Origin of the sequence: Erythrobacter ramosus, assembly GCF_009828055.1 — a bacterium.
Taxonomy (GTDB): Bacteria; Pseudomonadota; Alphaproteobacteria; order Sphingomonadales; family Sphingomonadaceae; genus Erythrobacter; species Erythrobacter ramosus.
Window position 1 is genome coordinate 67,995 of record NZ_WTYB01000001.1, and the last position, 22,006, is coordinate 90,000.

20 protein-coding genes and 1 tRNA gene are annotated in these 22,006 nt (G+C 65.1%); 15 read left to right on the plus strand and 6 right to left on the minus strand.

Features of this window, described 5'->3' with window-relative positions:
- Positions 1–38 precede the first annotated feature (38 nt).
- Positions 39–1,151 carry an alkene reductase gene (locus GRI59_RS00345; RefSeq protein ID WP_160759242.1) on the plus strand — a complete coding sequence of 371 codons (1,113 nt, stop codon included), beginning with the start codon at positions 39–41 and terminating at the stop codon, positions 1,149–1,151.
- Between the two features lie 220 nt (positions 1,152–1,371).
- Here the strand turns inward: GRI59_RS00345 and GRI59_RS00350 are convergent, their stop codons facing one another.
- Both GRI59_RS00350 and lipB read right to left on the minus strand, forming a co-directional pair.
- On the minus strand, positions 1,372–1,680 hold the full coding sequence (locus tag GRI59_RS00350; protein ID WP_160759243.1) for a hypothetical protein: 309 nt from the start codon (positions 1,678–1,680) through the stop codon (positions 1,372–1,374).
- Entirely contained in the window at positions 1,677–2,366 is a 690-nt protein-coding gene (gene lipB, locus GRI59_RS00355; RefSeq protein WP_183363567.1) for a lipoyl(octanoyl) transferase LipB, read from the minus strand. The genes GRI59_RS00350 and lipB overlap by 4 nt, the downstream gene beginning before the upstream one ends.
- Before the next feature lie 89 nt (positions 2,367–2,455).
- On the opposite strand from lipB, the gene GRI59_RS00360 reads away from it, so the two are divergent.
- Both GRI59_RS00360 and GRI59_RS00365 read left to right on the plus strand, forming a co-directional pair.
- Complete coding sequence (locus GRI59_RS00360) at positions 2,456–3,313, plus strand: DUF7847 domain-containing protein (protein WP_160759244.1); 858 nt, start codon at positions 2,456–2,458, stop codon at positions 3,311–3,313.
- Positions 3,314–3,331: 18 nt separating this feature from the next.
- Positions 3,332–4,696 (plus strand): MFS transporter, encoded by a 1,365-nt coding sequence (locus tag GRI59_RS00365; protein WP_183363565.1) that lies wholly within the window; start codon positions 3,332–3,334, stop codon positions 4,694–4,696.
- Here GRI59_RS00365 and GRI59_RS00370 read toward each other — a convergent pair.
- Positions 4,693–5,037, minus strand: coding sequence for an arsenate reductase family protein (locus tag GRI59_RS00370; protein ID WP_160759245.1), 345 nt, complete (start codon positions 5,035–5,037; stop codon positions 4,693–4,695). The two genes, GRI59_RS00365 and GRI59_RS00370, sit on opposite strands and share 4 nt — an antisense overlap.
- A gap of 154 nt (positions 5,038–5,191) precedes the next feature.
- On the opposite strand from GRI59_RS00370, the gene GRI59_RS00375 reads away from it, so the two are divergent.
- On the plus strand, positions 5,192–7,360 hold the full coding sequence (locus GRI59_RS00375) for a TonB-dependent receptor (protein ID WP_160759246.1): 2,169 nt from the start codon (positions 5,192–5,194) through the stop codon (positions 7,358–7,360).
- A gap of 4 nt (positions 7,361–7,364) precedes the next feature.
- Here the strand turns inward: GRI59_RS00375 and GRI59_RS00380 are convergent, their stop codons facing one another.
- Together GRI59_RS00380 and GRI59_RS00385 are read right to left on the minus strand one after the other, a co-directional pair.
- Positions 7,365–7,913 carry a (2Fe-2S)-binding protein gene (locus GRI59_RS00380; RefSeq protein ID WP_160759247.1) on the minus strand — a complete coding sequence of 183 codons (549 nt, stop codon included), beginning with the start codon at positions 7,911–7,913 and terminating at the stop codon, positions 7,365–7,367.
- A gap of 20 nt (positions 7,914–7,933) precedes the next feature.
- The gene (locus tag GRI59_RS00385; RefSeq protein ID WP_160759248.1) at positions 7,934–8,698 is read right to left on the minus strand and encodes a class II aldolase/adducin family protein; all 765 of its coding nucleotides are present in this window, start codon (positions 8,696–8,698) and stop codon (positions 7,934–7,936) included.
- Between the two features lie 94 nt (positions 8,699–8,792).
- On the opposite strand from GRI59_RS00385, the gene GRI59_RS00390 reads away from it, so the two are divergent.
- The 11 genes from GRI59_RS00390 (at position 8,793) to GRI59_RS16035 (ending at position 21,936) form a co-directional block, all read left to right on the plus strand.
- Positions 8,793–10,160, plus strand: a complete 1,368-nt coding sequence (locus tag GRI59_RS00390) for an MATE family efflux transporter (protein WP_160759249.1) — start codon at positions 8,793–8,795, stop codon at positions 10,158–10,160.
- Between the two features lie 62 nt (positions 10,161–10,222).
- The gene (locus GRI59_RS00395; protein WP_160759250.1) at positions 10,223–12,664 is read left to right on the plus strand and encodes a chemotaxis protein CheA; all 2,442 of its coding nucleotides are present in this window, start codon (positions 10,223–10,225) and stop codon (positions 12,662–12,664) included.
- Positions 12,661–13,128 carry a chemotaxis protein CheW gene (locus tag GRI59_RS00400; protein ID WP_160759251.1) on the plus strand — a complete coding sequence of 156 codons (468 nt, stop codon included), beginning with the start codon at positions 12,661–12,663 and terminating at the stop codon, positions 13,126–13,128. Before GRI59_RS00395 ends, GRI59_RS00400 begins: the two co-directional genes overlap by 4 nt.
- Positions 13,129–13,181: 53 nt before the next feature.
- Complete coding sequence (locus GRI59_RS00405) at positions 13,182–13,547, plus strand: response regulator (protein ID WP_160759252.1); 366 nt, start codon at positions 13,182–13,184, stop codon at positions 13,545–13,547.
- Between the two features lie 23 nt (positions 13,548–13,570).
- Positions 13,571–14,701 carry a chemotaxis-specific protein-glutamate methyltransferase CheB gene (gene cheB / locus GRI59_RS00410; protein WP_237440626.1) on the plus strand — a complete coding sequence of 377 codons (1,131 nt, stop codon included), beginning with the start codon at positions 13,571–13,573 and terminating at the stop codon, positions 14,699–14,701.
- A 9-nt stretch (positions 14,702–14,710) separates the two neighbouring features.
- Positions 14,711–15,571: a CheR family methyltransferase gene (locus GRI59_RS00415; RefSeq protein WP_337190205.1), complete on the plus strand. Its 861-nt coding sequence runs from the start codon at positions 14,711–14,713 to the stop codon at positions 15,569–15,571.
- A gap of 148 nt (positions 15,572–15,719) precedes the next feature.
- Positions 15,720–17,219, plus strand: a complete 1,500-nt coding sequence (locus GRI59_RS00420; RefSeq protein ID WP_160759253.1) for a putative bifunctional diguanylate cyclase/phosphodiesterase — start codon at positions 15,720–15,722, stop codon at positions 17,217–17,219.
- Positions 17,216–19,021: a methyl-accepting chemotaxis protein gene (locus GRI59_RS00425; protein WP_237440627.1), complete on the plus strand. Its 1,806-nt coding sequence runs from the start codon at positions 17,216–17,218 to the stop codon at positions 19,019–19,021. Before GRI59_RS00420 ends, GRI59_RS00425 begins: the two co-directional genes overlap by 4 nt.
- Before the next feature lie 84 nt (positions 19,022–19,105).
- Positions 19,106–20,968, plus strand: coding sequence for a methyl-accepting chemotaxis protein (locus tag GRI59_RS00430; RefSeq protein WP_160759254.1), 1,863 nt, complete (start codon positions 19,106–19,108; stop codon positions 20,966–20,968).
- Positions 20,969–21,062: 94 nt separating this feature from the next.
- Entirely contained in the window at positions 21,063–21,437 is a 375-nt protein-coding gene (locus GRI59_RS16030) for a DUF695 domain-containing protein (RefSeq protein WP_160760352.1), read from the plus strand.
- A gap of 49 nt (positions 21,438–21,486) precedes the next feature.
- Positions 21,487–21,936 (plus strand): ribonuclease E inhibitor RraB, encoded by a 450-nt coding sequence (locus tag GRI59_RS16035; protein ID WP_419866789.1) that lies wholly within the window; start codon positions 21,487–21,489, stop codon positions 21,934–21,936.
- Here GRI59_RS16035 and GRI59_RS00445 read toward each other — a convergent pair.
- Positions 21,893–21,969: transfer RNA gene (locus tag GRI59_RS00445), tRNA-Met, on the minus strand. The two genes, GRI59_RS16035 and GRI59_RS00445, sit on opposite strands and share 44 nt — an antisense overlap.
- Positions 21,970–22,006 lie beyond the last annotated feature (37 nt).

Genomic DNA, 22,006 nt, shown 5'->3' on the forward strand with positions numbered 1-22,006 from the left:
ATAGCCAATCAAAACTGGCTCACAAGGATTACCCACATATGCACGACGCACTGTTCCAGCCGCTCCAGATGGGCGCGCTCCATGCCAAGAACCGCATCCACATGGCCCCGCTCACTCGTGGGCGCGCGGCTGAGCCGATGTTCACCCCCAACGCGCTGATGGCGACCTATTACCGCCAGCGCGCAGGCGCCGGGATGATCCTGACCGAAGCGACCGGCATCAGCCGCGAAGGCCTCGGCTGGCCGAGCGCGCCGGGCATCTGGAGCGACGAGCAGACCGAGGCGTGGAAGGCCACCACCAAGGCTGTGCACGAAGAAGGCGGCCTGATCGTCATGCAGCTGTGGCACATGGGCCGGATCGTCCACCCGGTGTTCCTCGATGGCCAGCCGCCGTTCTCCGCCAGCGCCACCACCGCGCCGGGCGAGGCTCACACGCCCACCGGCAAGTCGCCCTATGCGCAGGCACGTGCGATGACGCATGAGGATATCCAGCGCACGATTGGCGACTACCGCCGCGCCGCCGAAAACGCCAAAAAGGCGGGCTTTGACGGGGTCCAATTGCACAGCGCCAATGGCTACCTGGTCGACCAGTTCCTGCGCGATGGCACCAACCTGCGCACCGACGAATATGGCGGCTCGCCGGAAAACCGCACCCGCTTCATGCGCGAAGTGCTGGAAGCGCTGATCGACGTGTGGGGCGCGGATCGCGTCGGCATCCGCCTGTCGCCCAATGGCGACTCGCAGGGCACCGATGACAGCAACCCGGCAGCGACCTTCGGCGCGGCGGCCAAGGTGTGCGAAGAGCTCGGCCTCGCCTTCGTCGAACTGCGCGAGCCCGGCCCGGATGGCACCTTCGGCCAGACCGACGTGCCCAAGCAGAGCCCGCTGATCCGCCAGATCTACACCGGCACGCTGATCCTCAATTCGGACTATACCGCCGAGGAAGCCGTTGCCGATGTGACCAGCGGCAAGTGCGATGCGGTGAGCTTTGGCCGCCCGTACATCTCCAACCCCGATCTGGAAAAGCGGATCGCGGTCGGCGCGCATTGGAACCCGAACAAGGACGTGCCCAAGAGCTGGTACTTCCCGATCCCCGAAGGCTACGTCGATTACCCGACGCTGGCCGAGGAACAGGCCGAAGCGGCGGAGTGACAGGATGCCCGGCAGCGTCCGCTTGGGCGCTGCCGGGAGCAAGGCTGTGGAGCCGGAAGCCCTCGATTGCAGACATCAGCGGATTCCAGATGTTCGCCGCCAACCCTTACCGTCACCCCAGCGGAAGCTGGGGCCTAGGGCCAAATGGTGCAGCGCTTGCCGCTCTAGGTCCCAGCTTCCGCTGGGATGACGAGAATGGCTGACTGCCGGATAAGGCGGGCTATTGCCGCGGCTGATCCGGCGCGGGCGCACCAGGCGCTGCTTCGGCCCCTTCGCTTGGCGGAGCACCGTCGATCCCCGGCACCGGGGTCACGTCGGGCTGTTCGGCGTCAATATCCCCGGTCGGGATGGCCTGTTGCGGCGCGAGGGGGGCCTGCGATTCAAGCTGCTCCAACGGGATCATTGCATCGCTGATCGATCCGGCGAGCACTTCGCCCGAAGCCTCTCCGCGCTGCTGGGCAGACGTGGTCGCATCCTCGGAGCAGGCCGAAGCGAGAAGAGCAAGGACAAGGATCGCGGCGCGGGTCATTGGCACGCTCTTTTCGCCGCGGCGTCCAATGCGTCAAGGAAATCATCGCTGCTGGCGATCAGAGCCGCGTCCCATGCGTCGGGCGAAACGCTGAGGCCCAGCCGCGCCAGACTGGTGACGCCATATTCGGCAATCCCGCAAGGCACGATCCCGCCGAAGTGCGACAGGTCAGGGTCGAGATTGACCGAAAAGCCGTGCATCGTGACCCAGCGCCGCACCCGCACGCCGATCGCGCCGATCTTGGCCTCGCGCCCGTCAATGTCCTTGGTCCAGATGCCGACGCGGCCTTCGGCCCGCCAGCTTTCCACGCCGAATCCTGCCAAGGTGGCGATCACCCAGCCTTCAATCGCGTGGACGAAGCAGCGGACGTCCTTGCCGCGCTTGGCGAGGTCCAGCACGAGATAACCCACCCGTTGACCCGGCCCGTGGTAGGTGTAGCGTCCGCCCCGCCCCGCCTCGACCACTTCGAACCGCGGATCGACCAGCTCCGCCGGATCAGCGCTGGTGCCGGCGGTGTAGACCGGGGGATGTTCGAGCAGCCACACCAGCTCCGCCGCCTCACCCGCGTGCACAGCTGCATTGCGCGCTTCCATCGCCGCCAGCGCAGCCGAGTACGCCACCGGCGCGCTCTCACGCCGCCATTCAATCGGATATGCAACGCCGGGGACAGGAGCAGTGCTTGCCATGGCGCATCGGTGGGGGCATTGAGCGGCGAGATCAAGAGGCGATTGCGCTTGCGCGGGCCTTGGAACTTCTTGGAATCGGAACAGCGCAGATGGCACACGGCAAGCTCGATATGGGGAAGGCCTGGACGCAGGCGACGGCGCTGATGGGCCTCAACCGTGACACCATCGGCGCGATTGCGGGGCTATTCTTCTTCCTGCCATCGATGGCCAGCGCCCTATTCGTACCTGTCACCGCGATCACGACCGCTCCTCCGGCAGGATCGAGCGGAGGCGAGGACCCGGCTGTGGTGATGCAGGCCGCGGTCGATCAGATGACGGCACTTTATGCCGATAACTGGCCGATCCTGCTCGCGGTATTCGCCATGCAGTTCATCGGATCGATGAGCCTGTTTGCCCTGCTGACCGACCGCGGCAATCCGACCGTGGGCGAAGCGCTGGCGACCGGGATCAAGGGCCTGCCAAGCTATATCGCGGCGCAATTGATCACGGTGATCGGCGCGTCGCTGGCTATCGGCCTCCCGCTTGGCCTAATCTCGGCGCTGGGCGGTGAGGCGGTGGCGGTGCTGGCGGTGTTGGTCGCGCTGGTAGCGATCATCTATATCATGGTGAAGGTTTCGCTGGCGGCCCCCGTGATCGCGATCGAAGGCCAGCGCAATCCTTTCACCGCCTTGGTGCGGTCGTGGCAGCTGACCAAGGGCAACAGCGTGCGGATTGCCGTCTTCATTGCGCTGCTTGTGGTGGTGATCGGGATCATTTCGACGCTTGTTTCCGGGATCATCACTCTCATCCTGTCGGCACTGGGCGGCGGGGTCGCGACCATTGGCGGGGCCGCGGTGAATGCGTTGGTCAATGCGCTGCTGACTGCGCTGTTCGTGGTGGTGACGGTGGCGATCTACCGCCAACTGAGCGACGATTTGCCCCAGCGCGCCGCCGATATCTTCGAATAGCGGCGCTCTGCCAAGCCCATGGCCGACACCGACCCCAAGCTGACCCGGGACCCGGCCGCGACTTCCGCCGCCCCGACTGGCGCGATCCCGCCTTCGCGCATGGCGTTGTTGTTCATGGTCATGCTGGTGACAGCGGCGGGCAACACCGCGATGCAATCGGTGATGCCCTCGATCGGGACCGCGTTGCAGGTCGACGATGTGTGGATCAGCCTTGCCTATAGCTGGTCTGCGCTGCTTTGGGTGGTGTGCGCGCCGTTCTGGGCGCGGCGGTCAGACCAGCGCGGGCGCAAGGCGATGATGGCGCTGGGACTGACCGGCTTTATCGTGTCCTTCGTGCTGTGCGGCGCGGCCTTGTGGGCCGGGCTTTCGGGCGTGTTGTCAGCGGTCTGGACCCTGATTGCCTTTGCTGCTGCGCGAAGCCTGTATGGCGGGTTCGGCAGCGCCGCGCCGCCCGCAGTGCAGGCCTATGTCGCCTCGCGCACCCCGCGCGCCGAACGCACGCAGGCGCTGTCCCTGATCGCATCGAGCTTTGGCCTTGGTACCGTGATCGGGCCGGCGCTGGCGCCGCTGATGGTAGTGCCGTTCCTTGGCCTCGGGCTGACCGGGCCGTTCCTCGCCTTTGCCGCGATTGGCGTCGTCGCGCTGGTGCTGCTGCGGCTGCGCTTGCCCAATGACGAGCCGCAATATGCCGCGCGCGGGCAAGGGGTGGCCTATTCGAGCGGGTCGGGTGCGCCGGTCGATCCGCAGGAAACGACCGAGCAGGAAGATGCCGCCGCAGAGCCGCCGCGCCTTAGCTGGCGCGATCCGCGCCTGCGGCCCTGGGTGTTTGCGGGGCTGTTCGGCGGGCATGCACAGGCGATGGTACTGGGTATTTCGGGCTTTCTGGTGCTCGACCGGTTGGGCCTGCGCGATACGCCAGCCGAGGGCGCGGGGCCGGTCGGGCTGGTGTTGATGAGCGGAGCGATTGCCACGCTGCTGGCGCAGTGGGGCCTGATCCCACGCTTCGATCTCGGCCCGCGCGCGGCGACCTTATGGGGGATCGCGACAGCGGCCTTGGGCACGGTCATTCTGGCGATTGCGGGCGACCTCCACCTGATCGCGCTGGGCTATGCCATCGCCTCGCTGGGCTTCGGCCTGTTCCGTCCCGGCACCACAGCAGGCACCTCGCTCGCCGTCACCCGCGCCGAGCAGGGTCAGGCAAGCGGCATCGTCGCCTCACTGGCGGGGGCGAGTTACATCTATGCCCCCGCGCTTGGCGTGTGGCTCTATGGCCATTCCGACTGGCTGGGCTTCGGGTTGATCGTCGCCCTGTGCGCCATCGTGCTGGTGCACGGATGGTTCGCGCTTCAGGCGGACCGGGAATTGACCAAGGAACGCAGCTAGAGAATTTCCAGTACGATGTCCTGAGGGCGACAGAGGCGCACGCCCTTGTCGGTCTCGACCAAGGGCCGCTCGATCAGGATCGGGTCGGCGACCATCGCCGCCAATACCGCTGCATCATCAGCATTCGGCAGGCCGCGCTCGGCTGCGTCGGTGCCGCGCAGGCGCAGCCCTTGCTGGGGCGCAATCCCGGCGTCGCGATAGAGCTGCGCGAGCTTCTCGACCGAGGGCGGGGTCTTCAGATATTCGACCATCGTCACCTCGACCCCGCTGAGGTTTTCGAGGATCGCCAAGGTCTTCCTCGACGTGCCGCAAGCCGGATTGTGCCAGATCGTCGCCTTCATTGTTGCTATTCCTGCGGTTGTACCGCCCGCATTCCTAAGCGAGCCGCGACACGAATGCCACAGCTTGTTGATAATCACTCTCGCCAAACGCGAGCCCTTGCAGATGCGAGTAAGTTGCAATAGCCGGCCTTCAAGATCGTCTGAAAGGTAACCCATGATTCTCCGCGCCGCGCGATGTGCCCTGTTTCTCGGCTGCGCCAGCATCGCCTTCCCGGCGCTCGCCGATACCGCTCCGGACGCCAGCGAAACCGCTGCGGCGGACAGCGCGGAGGCCGACGACACAGGAGAGCGCGGCCCCAACATCATCGTTACCGGCAACGTGCTTTATGCCGACCAGATCAACGCGCTGCGCACGCCCACCCCGATCATCGACGTGCCGCAATCGCTTTCGATCACCACCGCCGACCAGATCGTGCGGCAAGGCTTCGACAGCATTGGCGATATCGTCAACTACACCCCCGGCGTCACCAATTCGCAGGGCGAAGGACACCGCGATTCCGTGGTGTTCCGCGGCGTCCGCTCCACCGCCGACTTCTTTGTCGACGGGGTGCGCGACGATGTCGAATACTACCGGGGGCTCTACAATCTGGAACAGGTCGAAATCCTGCGCGGCCCCAACGCCCTGCTGTTCGGCCGGGGCGGAACCGGCGGTATCCTCAACCGCGTGACCAAGAAGGGCGTGGTGGGCGACACCTTCGGCGGCGTGCGTGCCTCGGTCGATACCTTCGGCGCCTATGACATCTGGGCCGATCTCAACCTGGCCACCAGCGACACCTCGGCGCTGCGGATCAATGGCGCCTACGAGCATCTCGACAATCACCGCGACCTGTTTGACGGCGAGCAGATCAGCATAAACCCGACCTTCCGCGCCGAACTCGGCAGCGCGACGACGATCGACCTCAGCTACGAATATCTCGACCACGAACGCTTCATCGATCGCGGCATCCCGACAGACGACAATGGCGATCCGGTGCGCGCACTGAAGCGCATCACCTTTGGCGATCCCGACAACAATTATGCGACCTTCAAGGCCCACGTGCTGCGCGGCGCGGTGCAGCACAGCTTCTCGGACAACCTCAAGGGCAACTTCACCGCTTCGTGGGGTGACTATTCCAAGGTCTACGCCAACTACTTCCCGATCGGCTACACGCCTGCGAACAACATTGTCGCGATGGATGGGTATATCGATACCAACCAGCGCCAGAACCTGGTGCTGTCAGGCAATCTGATCGGCGAGTTTGCCACGGGCGGCATCGGCCACACGCTGATCGTTGGCGGCGAATACATCGACACCAGCAACAACAACGACCGCTTCAACGCGGTGTTCGACACGGCGGTCGCCGATGGCCGCCGCGCCGATGTGGAATTCTTTTCGGCGGTGCGGCCCTTCCCCCTGCGCGGCGGGGTCGGCACACTGGCGAGCGGGCGCACGACGCGGGTCGGGTTCACGGCGCTCAATGATGATACCGAAGCCGATCTGAACGTCTTCTCGGCCTATATTCAGGACGAAGTGAAGATTGCCGATTGGCTGCGGGTCGTGCTTGGCGCGCGGTTCGACAGCTTTGAGATCACGGTGCTCGACAACCGCACTGGCGCGGTGCGCACCCGCAAGGACGAGGAAGTGACCCCGCGTGTCGGCCTGATCCTCAAGCCGCAGGATAACCTCTCTCTCTACGGCAGCTATTCGGAAACCTTCCTGCCGCGTTCGGGCGATCAGTTTGCCGATATCAATCCGCCTAACGATGCGCTCGATCCCGATACCTTCTCCAACCTTGAAGCGGGCGTGAAGTGGGATATCCGCGCGGGCCTGTCCCTTACGGCGGCGGTGTTCCAGATCGAACAATCCTCGCCGCAGGTGGCGGACAGTAATCCCGATACGCTGGACGTCATCGATTCCCGCATTCGCGGGTTCGAAGCGCAGTTCCAAGGGCAGGTGACCCCGGGCTGGTTCCTGACGGCCGGCTATTCCTATCTCGATGGCGAACAGCAAAGCCGCACGGGCCCGACCGGGCGCCGGGTGCGCGAATTGCCCGAGCATATGTTCTCAATCTGGAACAATGTGCAGGCGACCGATCAGCTCGGCTTCGGGCTGGGCCTGACCGCGCAGGACGAGACTTTTGCGGACAATGGCAACACCGCCACCCTGCCCGCCTATGCGCGGGTCGATATGGCGGTGTTCTATGATGTGAACCCCAGCCTGCGGGTGCAGCTCAACGTCGAGAACCTGCTGGATGAGCTCTATTTCCCCAATGCCCACTCGGCTGACGAGCTCACAGTCGCCCCGCCGATCAACGCGCGGCTGACGGTGTCGGCACAGTTCTAAAGGGCTATTCCGGCGTGGGCACCTGCAGCGCCGGGACGGCCTTGGCGGCGTCCTCGGGGCTGATGCCGGGGGCAGGCGCGGCGCTGATACGCTCCTGCCGCTGGGCCACGCGGCCCGCCTGCTCCACGGCCTTGATCAGCCGCGGATAGACCCCGCAGCGACAGATATTGGGAATTGCGGCGTCGATATCCTCGCGGGTCGGCGCAGGGTTGCGCTGGAGCAGCGCGGCAACCGCGATGACGATGCCGGGGGTGCAATACCCGCACTGGATCGCCTGCTGCGCCACCATCGCCTGCTGCACGGGGTGCGCACGATCGCGCGACAACCCCTCGATAGTCGTGATCAAACGCCCCTCAGCCTCGGCCAGAGTGATCGCGCAAGATCTGAGCGCGACCCCGTCGACCAGCACCATGCACGCGCCCGAACACTCCGCCCCGCCGCCACACGCCTTGGTGCCGGTAAGGTTCATCGCCTCGCGCAGCGCGTAGAGCAGCGGCATGCGGGGATCGAGGTCAAACTCGACCGGCCGCTCGTTGACGGTCATGCGGGACATGGGGTGGGCCTAAAGCGGGCTTACTGCCGCCAGCTATCGTCGATCTTGTCGACCCGGCGCTTCCACGCCTCAAAGTCGAACATCCCCGCGCCGCCCTGCCCGCTCATCACGGAAAGGTCGCGCTGGTGGACATCGACCACCTCTTGCGAGACGAGCACGGGGTTGCCCATGCTGAGCGTCGCGACCTGAATCTCGCAGGCGCGCTGCAAGGCCCACATCTTGACGAACATCCCCTGGATCGTGCGGTCCATCACCACCGGGCCGTGATTGCGCAGCATCAGGATGGAGTGGTTGCCGAGGTTCTGCACCAGCCGTTCGCCTTCTTCGGCGCGCACCGTAATGCCCTCGAAATCATGATAGCCGATCTGGCCCTGGAAGTTGCAGGCGTAGAAATTGGTCGGCAGCAGCCCGTCCTTGTGGCTCGCCACAGCCATCGTCGCTGTCGTGTGGACGTGGCAGATCGCATCGGCGCGCGCGCCCAGATGCTTGTGGAAATAGCCGTGCTGGGTGAAGCCCGCTTTGTTCACCATATAGGGCGAACCGCCGACATTATTGCCCTCGACATCAATCTTGACGAGGTTCGACGCGGTCACTTCGCTGTACAGCAGCCCGAACGGGTTGATTAGGAAGGTGTCAGCCTCTCCCGGCACCTTCAGCGAGATGTGGTTGTAAATCGATTCCGACCAGCCGAGGTGGTCGAAGATGCGGTAGCACGCCGCGAGGTCAAGCCGCGCCTGCCACTCTTCCTTGCTGCATTCAATTGTCGGTTTGAGCTGGGTTGCCATGGGCCGTTCCTCTCCGTCTATCCTTGGCACAAGCTATCGCACGCTGAGGGAATGCTTTGCAAGCCGCGAGGGCTGCCGCTAGGCCTTGGCGACAATGAATGCGCCCGCCCTATCTTCTGCGAAACTCGTTAGCGGCAGCATTCCCGGACATCTGTTCAGTCAGACCTTGCCAGCCGTCATCGGCGTGGCTGCGATCATGTCGATCGGGATCGTCGATGCCTATTTCATCAGCCAATTGGGCAGCGCCCCGCTGGCCGCGATCAGCTTCATCTTCCCGGTGGCTGTGGCTAGCACCTCGCTGGGTGTCGGCGTGATGGTCGGGATCAATTCGGTCGTCGCCCGTGCGCTGGGCGAAGGCGATTTTGAACGCGCTGCGCGGCGGGCCAATTTCGGGATCGTCTTCGCCGTCCTATGCGGCCTGGTGATGGGCCTAGCCCTGTGGCTGCTGATCGACCCGATCTTCACCGCGATGAATGCGCCGCCCGCGCTGATGCCGCTGATCCGCGCCTATATGACGCCCTATGCCTGCGGCTTCCCCTTGAGTCTGGCGATCATGGGCTTCAACGGCGTGCTGCGCGGACAGGGCGAGGCCAAGCGGACGAGCACCGTCAGCATCACCTATGCTGCCGCCAACTGGGTGCTCAACCCGATCCTGATCATGGGCGGGTTCGGGTTCGAGGGGTTCGGGATTGCAGGCTCGGCCTATGCGACCGTGATCGGCTGGGGGATCGGCGTGCTGACCGCGCTGGTGCTGCTGCGTGGGACGTCCCTGCCCTTGAACCTTTCCTTGCTGCGCAATTGCAGCCTGATCGACCCGGCCAAGGCGATCATCCGCGTTGGGCTTCCGGCGGCATTCTCCAATGCGATCAACCCGCTGGGCCTCGCTATTTTGACATCGCTGGTGGCGCTCGAAAGCGAAGCAGCGGTGGCGGGCTTCGGCGCGGCGGGGCGATTGCAGAGCTTCGTGATTGTTCCGCTGCTCGGCCTGTCGGGCGCGATTGGGGCCATTGTCGGACAGAACTGGGGCGCGGGCCGCTATGACCGGGCGCGCGAGGCGGCGCTCTATGCCGCAGGTTTCTGCGTCGTGTGGGGGCTGCTGATAGCGCTAGGGATGATGGCGGCGGGCGAAAGCTTCGCCAAGGTCTTCACCGATGATCCTGCTGTGATCGCCGAATTCGCGCTCTACCTGAAAATTGCCGCATGGGGCTATGCCGGGTTCGGGCTCCTGATCGTCGGCAATGGGATCATGAACGCGGTCGACAAGGCGGGCTTTGCGCTGGTGCAGTCGGTCGCACGGGTGTTTCTGGTGATGCTGCCGGTGGCGCTGGTGTTGCAGCCATCGATGGGCAGCGCAGCGATCTACACCGCGGAACTCGCCGCCAATCTGTTCGGCGCGGTGTCCGCCGTGGTGCTGGTGCGGCATATCTTTGTCAGACATTCCCCAGCGTGGGTGCCGCGCTAGGCGCTTGTTAACCAACCTTGCCGCATAGCCCTGCCCGTAAGGGCTAAGAGGTTGCGCACCTGATGGACGATCTGCTGGCGGATTTCATCGCCGAGACTCGCGAAATGTTGGAGGCTTCCGGCGGCGAACTCGTCGCGTGGGAGGCGGATCCGGCTGACCGTGCGCGGCTGGATACGATCTTCCGCTTCGTCCATACCGTGAAGGGCAATTGCGGCTTCTTCGACTTCCCGCGCCTCGCCAGCCTCAGCCATGCCGCTGAAGACGCGCTGGCCGATTGCCGCGCTGGGCGGCGTGAGCCTGACCAGCAACTGGTCACCGCTGTCCTCGCCATCATTGACCGTATCGCCCTGATGATCGACGCGATCGAAGCGGGCGATGAGTTTCCCGAAGGCGGCGATGAAAGCCTGATCGCTGCGGTCGATGCTTCCCATGAAACAGCCCCCAGCGGGAGCCTGACAGGGGTCAAGGAGGGGTCCAACCCACCTCTGCACGCACCGGCTGACGCGATGCTCGGCACCGGGGAGGAGCAGGCGGCACCCTATCGCCGCGCAGATGCCGCCGCCGCCCAGCGCACCATCCGCTTGCCGGTCGAACTGCTCGACCGGGTGATGAGCGGTGTCTCCGACATGGTACTGGCGCGCAATGATCTGGCCCACCGGCTGCGACAAGCAGGCAACCAGCCGACCATCGACGGCCCGTTCGAACGCCTCACCACCATCCTGTCCGATGTGCGCGACGCGATCACGCGGATGCGGATGCAGCGGATCGAGACGCTGTTCGGCGCGCTGCCCCGGCTGGTGCGGGACCTGTCCGCCGAACTCGGCAAGCAGGTCATGGTTGATCTCGACGGCGGCGATGTCGAACTCGACCGCGAAATGATCGAGACCATCCGCGATCCGCTCACCCACCTTATTCGCAACGCGGTCGACCACGGGATCGAGCAGCCATCTGCGCGCCTCGCCCATGGCAAGCGCGAGATTGGCCTGCTCGCCATCGCCGCGCGCCAATCGGGCAACACGATCAGCATCGCCATTTCCGACGATGGGCGCGGGCTGGATGAGGACCGTATCGCCGCCAAGGCGATCGCCACCGGCCTCATCACCGCTTCAGAGCGACAGACGATGAGCCGGGACAAGATCCTCAACCTGATCTTCGAACCGGGCTTCTCCACCGCCGAGACCGTCAGCAATGTCTCAGGCCGCGGCGTGGGCCTCGATGTGGTGCGCCAGAACCTCGAAAAGGTCGGCGGCAGCATCAAGGTCACCAGCGTTCCGGGCCAAGGCACGCTGTTCAGCCTGCAAATCCCCCTCACCCTCAGCATCATCGCAGGACTGACGGTCGACGTCGGGGGGCATCGCTTCGCCATCCCGCAAAGCTATGTCGAGGAAATCGTTCAGGCCTCGGCCCGCGCGCTCGATTTCACCCGGATGGGCGAGACCGCGCTGGTCACCTTCCGCGGTAACCGGGTGCCCTGCCTGATGCTGGGTGAGGTGCTGGGCCTCGGCACCTGCGAGATTGCTGCGCGTGAACCGACGCTGGTGATGCTGCGGCTCGCCAGCGGTGATCTGTTCGCGCTGGCGGTCGAGGGCATACACAATCACGGTGATCTGGTGGTCAAGCCGCTCGCACCGGCGGTAATGCGCTCGGGCCTTTATGCCGGATCGACCCTGCTCGATGATGGCCAACCAGTGCTGTTGCTCGATGTCGCCAACATCGCCAGCCAGCACAACCTGATGTCCGATACCCGCGTGCGGGCCATCGGGCCGATGGAGGGCGAGGCGGTTGTCACCGCCGACGCGCCGCGCGCGATGTTGTTCACCGATTTTGCCGGACGCCGCTCCGCTGTTCGCCTCGAACTGGTGCAGCGGATCGAGACGGCGCCAGCCTCTGCCATCGATCGGTCCGCCGCCCGACCGCGGGTGGTGATCGACGGGTTGATTCTGCCGCTGATCGGCCTGCCCGAAGAAGCCTTGACCATAGCGCGCGTGCGCCTGCTGCGCCTGTCGGACGGAGCGTGCGAACTGCTTTATGCGGTGCGCGAAGTCGAAGATGCGGTCGAGCTCAAGGACGCGTTGCACCCGGTGCCGGAAGACCCGCTGGCCGAAGCCATGACGCTGATTGGGGGCCAGCCGGTCACGCTGATCGATGCTCACGCGCTGTTCGCGCTGCATGGCGAGCCGCCGCTGGCCGCCGCCCGCCCGCGCTGCGTGCTGCCCGATGGCGAGTGGGCGCGCACCATTCTCGCCCCGCTGGTCGCCAGCGCCGGGTATGACATCCTGCCCGAAGGCACCAATGACCCCGCCGCCATCGGGATCGTGTTCGATGATGTGTTCGAAGTCGCAGAGGCGCTGGGCCGCGCGCTGCCAGCGCGCGTAATTCGCCTGCGCGATCAGCCCGACGCGCCGCCGGGCTGCGAGACGATCTACCGCTATGACCGCGAAGGCCTGCTCGCCGCGCTGTCCGAAGCCAACCGCGCCGCCCGCGTCGAAGGAGAGGCCGCATGACCGGAGACCTCCTCGTCATCGCCCAGATCGCCGGTCGCCGCTGCGCGCTCTCCGCGCTCGACGTGAAATCCGTGATCGAGATCGGCACCATCACCCCGATTCCCCGCGCGCCCGTCTGGATCGCCGGCATCACCGCACTGCGCAGTCAGGCGCTAACCGTGATCGATTGCCGCCGCGCACTTGGCTTTGGCGGCGGGTCCGACGGCACTGACTGGGCGACCGACCACCGCGCCGCCGTGGTGACGGATGGGGGCCATTCCTATGCGCTGATGGTCGATTCGATTGAAGACATCACCACGGCCGCGGACGAAGCGGGGCAGGTGCCGGGCGGGTTCGGGCCGGAATGGTCGCGCGTTGCCACAGGCATGGTCGAGACCATGGCGGGGCCTGCCTTGATGCTCGATCTGGCCGCCCTTCTGGCCGGGCCGGAAGCCGCAAGACACGAAATCGAAGCCGCAGTTTAATCCTATGCTTACCAAGTGCGCCTAGTTTCAGGGCTCAAACCGCAGGAACGCCCATGAAAACATGCCTCATCGTCGATGATTCCCGGGTCATCCGCAAGGTTTCGAGGCATATCCTCGAAACCCTCGGTTTTGCCGTGGAAGAAGCCGAAAACGGTAAGCTGGCGCTCGACGCCTGCGAAGCGTCGATGCCTGATGTGGTTCTGCTCGATTGGAATATGCCGGTGATGACGGGGATCGAATTCCTCGTCCACCTGCGCCAGCGCCCCGGCGGCGAGCGGCCCAAGGTGGTGTTCTGCACTACGGAAAACGACGTGGCCCATATCCGCGAGGCCATTCAGGCTGGCGCGGACGAATATGTCATGAAGCCGTTTGATCACGAGACGCTCCAGATCAAGTTGCAGCTTGTCGGGTTTGCGTGAACCGCTCTTCATCCATTCCCCTGATGCCCCCGTCTGGTAACCCGGACGGGAGCGATCGCCGCCTCGTCGCCCGCGCCGGTGCCGCTGCCGCGATCCGGGTGATGATCGTCGATGATTCGCTGACGGTCCGCACAATCTTCAAGCGGATGGTAGACAGCGATCCCGCGTTGATGATTGTCGGCACCGCCAGCAGCGCCGAACGCGCCATCGCTCAGCTTGCCGCCGAGCCCGCCGATGTGGTGCTGCTCGATCTCGAAATGCCCGGCATCGGCGGATTGGACGCCCTTCCCGCGATCCTCGCTACGCCCGGCCGCCCGCAGGTGCTGGTCGTATCGTCGCTGACGATGGACGGGGCCGAACACACGCTCGCCGCCTTGCAGATGGGCGCCGCCGACACTCTGCTCAAACCGCGGCCCGGCGGCTTCACTGATGAGTACCGCGCGCAATTGCTCGGCAAGATCCGCGCGCTGGGCAGCCGCCTCGACGATAATGACAGACTGCCCGCCCGCCTTGCCGAACCCAGCTTTGCGCGACCCGGCTATTCCCGGCGCAGCGTGCGGCCCGAGGCAATCGCGATCGGCGCTTCGACCGGCGGGATCCACGCTTTGGGCCTGATGCTGCGGCGGCTTGGCCCGGATTTCGATCTGCCGATCCTGATCACTCAGCACCTGCCCGGATCGTTCATGCCGGTCTTCGCGCGCCAGATTGAGGCTGCTTGCGGGCGTGCTGCCGACATTGCCACCGATGGCCTGATCCTGAGCCCAGGGCGTATCCTGATCGCGCCCGGCCATGGCCACATGGTGGTGCGCCGCAAGGGTGCCTCCGCCCTCACCGTTCAGGTCAGCACTGAACCTGCGGCGAGCGGCTGCATGCCCTCAGTCGATCCGATGCTGACCAGCCTCGCTGAAGCCTGCGAAGGCCGCGCGCTGGGGGTGATCCTGTCCGGCATGGGCCGCGACGGGGCGCTAGGGGCCAAGGACCTCGTCGATGCCGGCGGGACGATTTTCGCGCAGGATGCCGATTCGAGCGCGGTGTGGGGCATGCCGGGTGCCGTCGCCCGCGCTGGCCTTGCCAGCATGATCGCACCGCCCGACCGGCTCGGCGATGCTGTGATGGCCCGGGCCGGCGCTCCCGCCGCCCCGGCGCTGCGGTAGGCCGCGCGCGTGATAGAAGTCAGCGAAGCCTCCCACCAGATCATCGCCGATCTGCTCGAAGCACGGACCGGGCAGCACCTGACCGAAAGCCGCCGCTGGCGGGTCAATTCGGCGCTCGCGGGGATTTTCCGCGCGCACGGGATCAGCAATGTCGACCAACTCGTGTGCCTGCTCGCCGCACCTCCGGGTGGGCCGGAGACCCCCGACCTGTCGCAGGAAGTGGTCGAGGCGCTGCTCAACAACGAGACCTATTTCTTCCGCGACAAGCCGACCTTCGATCAGCTGCCGGGGGAAATCCTCCCCGAAATCGCCCACCGCCGCCGCGATATGCGGCGCCTTTCGATCTGGTCAGCGGGCTGTTCGACGGGGCAGGAGGTCTATTCGCTCGCAATGCTGTTCAACGAACAGGCGGAACGGTGGCAGGGCTGGACGATCGATATCCTCGGCACCGATGTGTCGCACCGCGCGATCAACGCAGCGCGCAGCGGGTGCTACAGCCAGTTCGAAGTGCAGCGTGGGCTCGGCGTCACCCAGATGCTGCGCCACTTCGACGAGACCGCGCGCGGGTGGCAGGTGCGCGAAGATGTGCGCTGCAAGGTGCGCTTCCATCAGCATAATATCCTCGGCGCCTTCCCCGGACGGATGCCCTTCGATCTGGTGCTGTGCCGCAACGTGCTGCTCTATTTCGACCGGCAGGTCCGCACCCAAGCCTTCGCCCGCCTATCGAGTGCGGTGATGCCAGACGGGTTCCTGATGCTTGGCGCGGGCGAGACTGCGGTTGGCCAAACCGACCGCTTCGTCCCCAGCGCCCGGCGCGCGAGCTTTTTCGAACCCGCCGGCCAGGCCGCCGCGCTTCAGAAGATCGCGTAAGCAAGCGGCCGACGCGGGCGCGCGGCTTTACCCTTCCTTAGCCGCTTCTGTTTAGGATGATCGAATAACAGCCCGCCAAACGGCGTGCCTATCGGGAAACCTGATCGTGTTCACGGCGAAGCAACCCTTGCATCTGACCTCGGTCGGAATGGTGCTCATTCCGATCGGAGTGGCCAGCGTCATGACAGGCGCGCTGGTGCTGGCGGTGAGCTTCAGTGACCACTGGAGCATCGGATCGCACAGCGGGCTGATGATCGCCGCGATCCTGATCTACACCGCCACCCTGTTCTTCCTCGGCCGCAGCGGCATAGCAAGCGTCCGCGGATTGGAAATGCGCGCCAACACCGACGTGCTGACCGGCCTGCCCAACCGGCACGCGCTGCATGAAGACATCCTGCAGATCTCCAATGGGAACGAGGAAGTCGCGCTGGCGATGATCGATCTCGACAGCTTCAAGCAGGTCAACGACCACTATGGCCACGCTGTCGGCGATCAGCTGATCGAGCTGTGCGCGCAGCTGATCCGCGACGTCTGCGGGGAGGAAGCGCGCTGCTACCGGCTTGGTGGAGACGAATTTGCTGCCGTGATGGCGGGCAAGGTGTCGGGTACGATCCTTGAGGGGATGTGCCGCACGCTGCTCGAACGGCTCGGCACCCCGGTCACACTCGGCCACCGCCAGATCGCGGTCGGCGCGAGCATCGGTCTGACCCGCTCGATGGCCGACAATCGCGTGCCCTCGTCCGAAATGCTGCGCCGCGCCGATGTGGCGATGGACATGTCCAAGCGCGGCGGGAAGATGCGCTGCACCTGGTTCAACGAAAGCTTCGACCGCCGCCGCGAACGCCTGCGCGAGATCGAGGACGAGATCCGCACCGGCATCGCCACGGGCGAATTCAACCTCGCCTATCAGCCGCTGGTCAGCGCCGATGATGCGCGGATCGTCGCAGTCGAGGCACTGTTGCGCTGGGACCGGGGCAATCGCCCCCCGCTCGGCCCTAATGTCTTCGTGCCGGTGGCCGAGGATTCGGGCCTGATCAACCCGCTCGGCCTGTGGGTGCTGCGTCAGGCGGTGTGTGATGCACTGCGCTGGGGCGACATAACGCTGTCGGTCAATATTTCCGCAGCCCAGCTGCGCAATGCCGAATTCCCGATCAAGCTCGGCGAAGTGCTGGAGGAAACCGGCTTCCCGCCCCATCGGCTTGAACTCGAAGTGACCGAAACCTGCCTCGTGCTCGATCCCGTCGTCGCCGAACGCACCCTCGATGTGATCCGCAGCTTCGGCGTGCGCATCGCGCTCGACGATTTCGGCACGGGCTATGCCTCGATTGGCTTCCTGCGGCGGTTCCGGTTCGAAAAGCTGAAGCTTGACCGCAGCCTTGTGGAACTTGCCGGCGTCGATGAAGGCAGCCGCGCGATGATGCTGTCGAGCATCGCACTGGCCCGCGCGCTCAACATGGGCGTCACTGCCGAAGGGGTAGAGACCGAGGAGCAGGCCGAGCTGGTGCGCCTTGCCGGGTGCGATCAGATTCAGGGCTGGCTTTACTACCGCGCGCTGCCCGCCGCCGAAATCGACCGGCTAATGGCCGAACAGAACCGCGCAAACGCACAGGTCGCAGGGCCGGACAAAAAGGACGAACAAGCGGCATGAGCGCGCTCCAGGATATTGCCCTCAACCTTGAAGCCGAACAGGCCGAGCACGAGCACAGCGCGCCCGCGACCCGGATGGGCCGTGCGCAGCATTGGTTCGCCACGCTTTCGATCGGCAGTAAGATCACCCTGTTCTTCAGCTGCAACCTCGCCTTCGCGCTGCTGGCCGGGCTGTTCGTCGTCGGCGGCTATGTTGAACTCGGCCAGCGCGGGGAGCGGATTCGCACCACCCACGAGGCCGCGCTCAAGGCCGAGCGGCTGCTGGTCCAGCTGACCGAAGGCCAGCGGCATGCCGAGCTGCTAGTCGCCGATGGTGACAGCGCCCGCGCCCGCGCCGCGCGCGAAGCCTTTGAACAGGCTGCCGCCAGCGTTGCTGCGTTGGCCGAACGGGCCGATGCAACTGGCATCGACGCGCAGGGCCGGCTCGCTTTGATCCGCGAAGGCGTGGCCAATTTGAGCCGCCAAGTCGCCGCTTTCGATGGCGACAACGCCGATGGCTCCAGCCGCCGTAGCCAAGCCGCCGAGATTGCCGCCACCAGCAGCACCGTGCTCGAAGCCGCGCGCGCGATGACCGTGACGCTGGGCGAAGAAGCCGACACCATGGCCGATAACGGCGCGGCGCTGATTTCACGCCTATTGGTGATGTGGATCGTGCTCGCCACCATCCTCACGCTGATCACTCTGTTCGCCCAGCGCTATTTTAACCGCACCGTGGGCGCGACGCTGAATGCGATTGCCCAGCAGATGAGCCGCATCGCTGCCGGAGAGCGCGATGTCGCGATCAGCGGCAAAGACCGGCAGGACGAAATCGGCGAGATGGCGCGCGCGACCGAAGTATTCCACCGCGCCGGGGTCAGGCTCGAACGCCTGAGCCGCGAACGCGCCGAACGCGCCAAGGCCGAGCTTGACGAACAGGCCCGCCAGCAAGTGCTGCGCGAGGAAGCGCGGCTTGAGCGTGAACGCGTGCTGCAAGGCATCGCCGACCAGTTCGAACGCACCGTGGGAGAAGTCGTCACCGGTGTCGTCACAGCATCCAGCCAGCTGCAATCGACCGCCACCCTGATGGCGACCACCGCCGAAGACGCCAGCGCGCGTACCGGTGAGGCATCGTTCGCCATGCAGGAAGCCAATCTCGGCGCAACGGCAGCAGCGGCCGCTAGCGACGAATTCGCCATGTCGATCGGCGAGATCAGCCGTCAGGCCGCCTCGTCTGCCGAACTTGCCCGCGAGGCGAGCATTTCGGCGCGGCGGGCCGACAGCACCATCGGCGCGCTTTCTGCATCCGCGCAGGAAGTCGGCCAGATTGTCGAACTGATCCAAACGATTGCGCAGCGCACCAACCTGCTCGCATTGAACGCCAGCATCGAAGCCGCACGCGGCGGCGAAGCGGGTCGGGGGTTCGCGGTGGTGGCTAGCGAGGTCAAGGAACTCGCCAACCAGACCAGCCGCGCCACCGAAAAGGTCGCCGATCAAATCCGCGCGATGCAATCCACCACCGGCGCCAGCGTCAGTGCGCTGCGCGACATCGCAGCCCAGATCGAGAGCCTCGAAACGACGGCGGTGTCTATCGCGAGCGCGGTCGATCAGCAATCGGTCGCTGGACATGATCTGGCCCGCAGTATCGATCTCGCCGCGCGCGGGACGGAGAAGGTTGCTGGTCACATCGAAAACGTTCGTGCGCTGTCGCTGTCAACCGGCGCTGCGGCGAGCCAAGTGCTTTCCAGCGCCACCAGCCTCGAATCGCAGGCCGCCACCTTGCGAACTCAGGTCCAGAGCTTCCTTTCGCGGGTCCGCGCTGGCTAACCGCTGATAAATCCCCGCGACTCAAGTATTTGGAAAGGATTTTCCTTCACAATTGCTTGAAACAGGACCCCGGGGAATTGCGGAATGAACATGATGAGCTTGCAGGAGCGACGTGAGGAACAGGCTGTTCCCGACTTCGTGCGCCAGATCAGATTGGAAGACAGCTCCGATTATAGCGACGAGGTTGAAGCCGAGCGCCCCGCCGCGTCGCGGGCGACGCTGCTGGAGCGGATAGACTGGTTCCGCAACCTCTCGCTTTCGGGGAAGATCAACGCGATCTTCGGCACCTTCCTTGGCACAGGCGTGCTGATGGTGCTGGTGCTGGGCGCAGGCCTTGGCGAACTCTGGAACCGCTACAACGCGTCAGCGCGAGTGCAGGAAACACTGGTCGCGGCCGGGCAGCTGCAATCGACCGCGGGCGAACTGCGCTATCACTCGGTGCGCGTGCTCTATGACCGCAGCCCCGATCTGCGCGAACAGCAGCGTGAAGGCGAAAGCGCCCTGTTGTCCCAGGTGACGGCGATCGAAGCCGCGCTGGCCAAGGACGCCCCCGAACTCGCCCCGCGCGTGGTGGCCCTGCGCGAAGAACTCAGCCGCTTCGAAAGTACCTTCGACAGCGCCAGCGAAAGCGTGCGCGGCGGCGCCGACGCGAACGCCGCAGCCGAGAAGGTTTCCGCTCAGGGCAGCACCCTGATGGGCGCCAGCGCGCGGCTTTCCGCCGAACTGGCGGCCCGCGGTGAGACGCAGGAAGCCACCGGCATCGGCTATTTCTTCAACATGATCCTGATCCTCGCCGCGCTAGCCATTGTCGGCGGGGCGGTGCTGCTGATGGGACTGGCCTATCTGTCGCGCGATTTCTCACGCAAGATCGTCGAAATCACCGACGCCATGACCCGGCTGGCCGATGGCGACCGCAATTTCGCCATCGCGGGCGAGGATCGCAAGGACGAGATCGGCGCAATGGTCCGCGCGCTCGAACTGTTCAAACGCGCGAGCAAGCGGCTCGAAACCTGGGCACGCGAACGCTCGGAAAAAGCCGAACAGGAATTGCAATTGCAGCAGGAACGCGAGCGCGAGCGGCTCGAAGGCGAAGCGCGCAAGGCGGCGCTGCTGGATGAAGTCGCGCGCCAGTTCGAACGCACCGTCGGCGATGTCGTGAATGGGGTCGCCGCCGCATCGAGCCAGCTCCACACCACTGCGAGCCGCATGGCATCGAGCGCCGAGGAAGCCAGCCGCCGCACCGGCGAAGTCGCGCTGTCGATGGAAGAAGCCAACGCCGGCGCCACAGCCGCCGCGGCTGCGAGCGATGAATTCGCCCTCTCAATAAGCGAGATCAGCCGTCAGGCGGCGTCATCCAGTGAACTCGCACGGCTCGCCACAGTTGCGACTGGCGAGGCGGATGAGACCATCTCGGCCCTCGCCGCTTCGGCTGACGAAGTGGGCCAGATCGTCGAACTGATCCAGACGATTGCCCAGCGCACCAACTTGCTCGCGCTAAACGCCTCGATTGAAGCCGCTCGCGGCGGCGAGGCAGGACGCGGGTTCGCGGTGGTGGCGAGCGAGGTCAAGGAATTGGCGATGCAGACCACCCGCGCGACCGAAAAGGTCGCGGACCAGATCCGCGCGATGCAATCCACTACCGGCGCCAGCGTCAAGGCGCTGCGGGCGATTGCTGGACAGGTGAAGGATCTGGAATCCACTGCGGTTTCGATCGCCACCGCGGTCGATCAGCAGTCCGTCGCCGGGCGCGATCTGGCACAGAGCATCGATCTGGCCGCGCGGGGGACCGAGAAGGTTTCCGGCCATATCGAGGATGTGCGCCAGCTATCGCTCTCAACCGGCGCAGCCGCCTCGCAGGTGTTGTTGAGCGCGAACGAGCTGGAAGCGCAAGCCTCGCATCTGGGCGAACAGGTTCGCGGGTTCCTGCGGACGGTGCGGATGGGGTAGCGTCCGAGGCCGATATGGCCGGACGCTCTACACTGCTGCTGTGACCTGAGATCACTTGGGTCCATGGTCGCCTTAAGCGTCGCGCGGTGTTGGGATTGAAGAAGGGTGGTATTTCTCTGCCGAGCGGGTCGATGACCTGCCTGCTTCAACCTTTGTAGACGTCGCGCTGTCACGGCGTGTGCCTATCACCTGCGCGCCGATAATGGCCTATTTTAGCGAGCGGATGCACGCGCTGCGGCCCGATAGTCTGTCCAGCCAAGACGAGTTTGATCACCTCGTAGCGCTCGAATGCAGCTTGGAGACCCGCCTGAAAGCGGAAGCCGGCGCGGTCCACGCCGGGCGCTGCACGACGGCAGGTTGCCACGACTTCCATCTCCATACTGCCGCTCACACGCCCATCGCTGCTACGGCCGCGGAGGGCGATGGCGGATCATCTGGCCTATGCCTACAGCACGGGGCACCGCCCTGATACGGAATGGTCTGTCTATCGGGAGCTCCTGCATCTTGATGTGCGCGACATGCAGAGGATCAAGAGCCGCAGGGTGATTGCCGTGCTGGAAGAGCACGGGGGCTACCTCATCATCTCGCGCTGGATCAATCATCGCCCCTATATGCCGACGGAGGTGAGCGCGGGCCAGCTTCAGACCCGCCTTTTGGCGGATGGTTTCAGCTTAGAGGTACACGCGAACGCCGTGCACAAAGATGTGACGGTCGATTGCAGGCGGGTCGACCGTCCCGCCGAGATCGATTTGACTGTCATCTCGGCCTTAGACCTCGTTCGATCGCTGGGCGGCACTTATAATGGATGGGGCTGCGAGGTCGACAAGGGAGCGGCCTGGTCTGGGTGGCGAGATCAAACGCCAATAGCGCCCGGCAGCGGTGCTGCGGGCGTGATGGGTAAAATCATGTGTGGGTTTTTGACGGTGGTTGCGGGAGTTGGATTTGAACCAACGACCTTCAGGTTATGAGCCTGACGAGCTACCGGGCTGCTCCATCCCGCGATACCGATTTTGACTGGCGGTCCTCACGCAAGCGCTG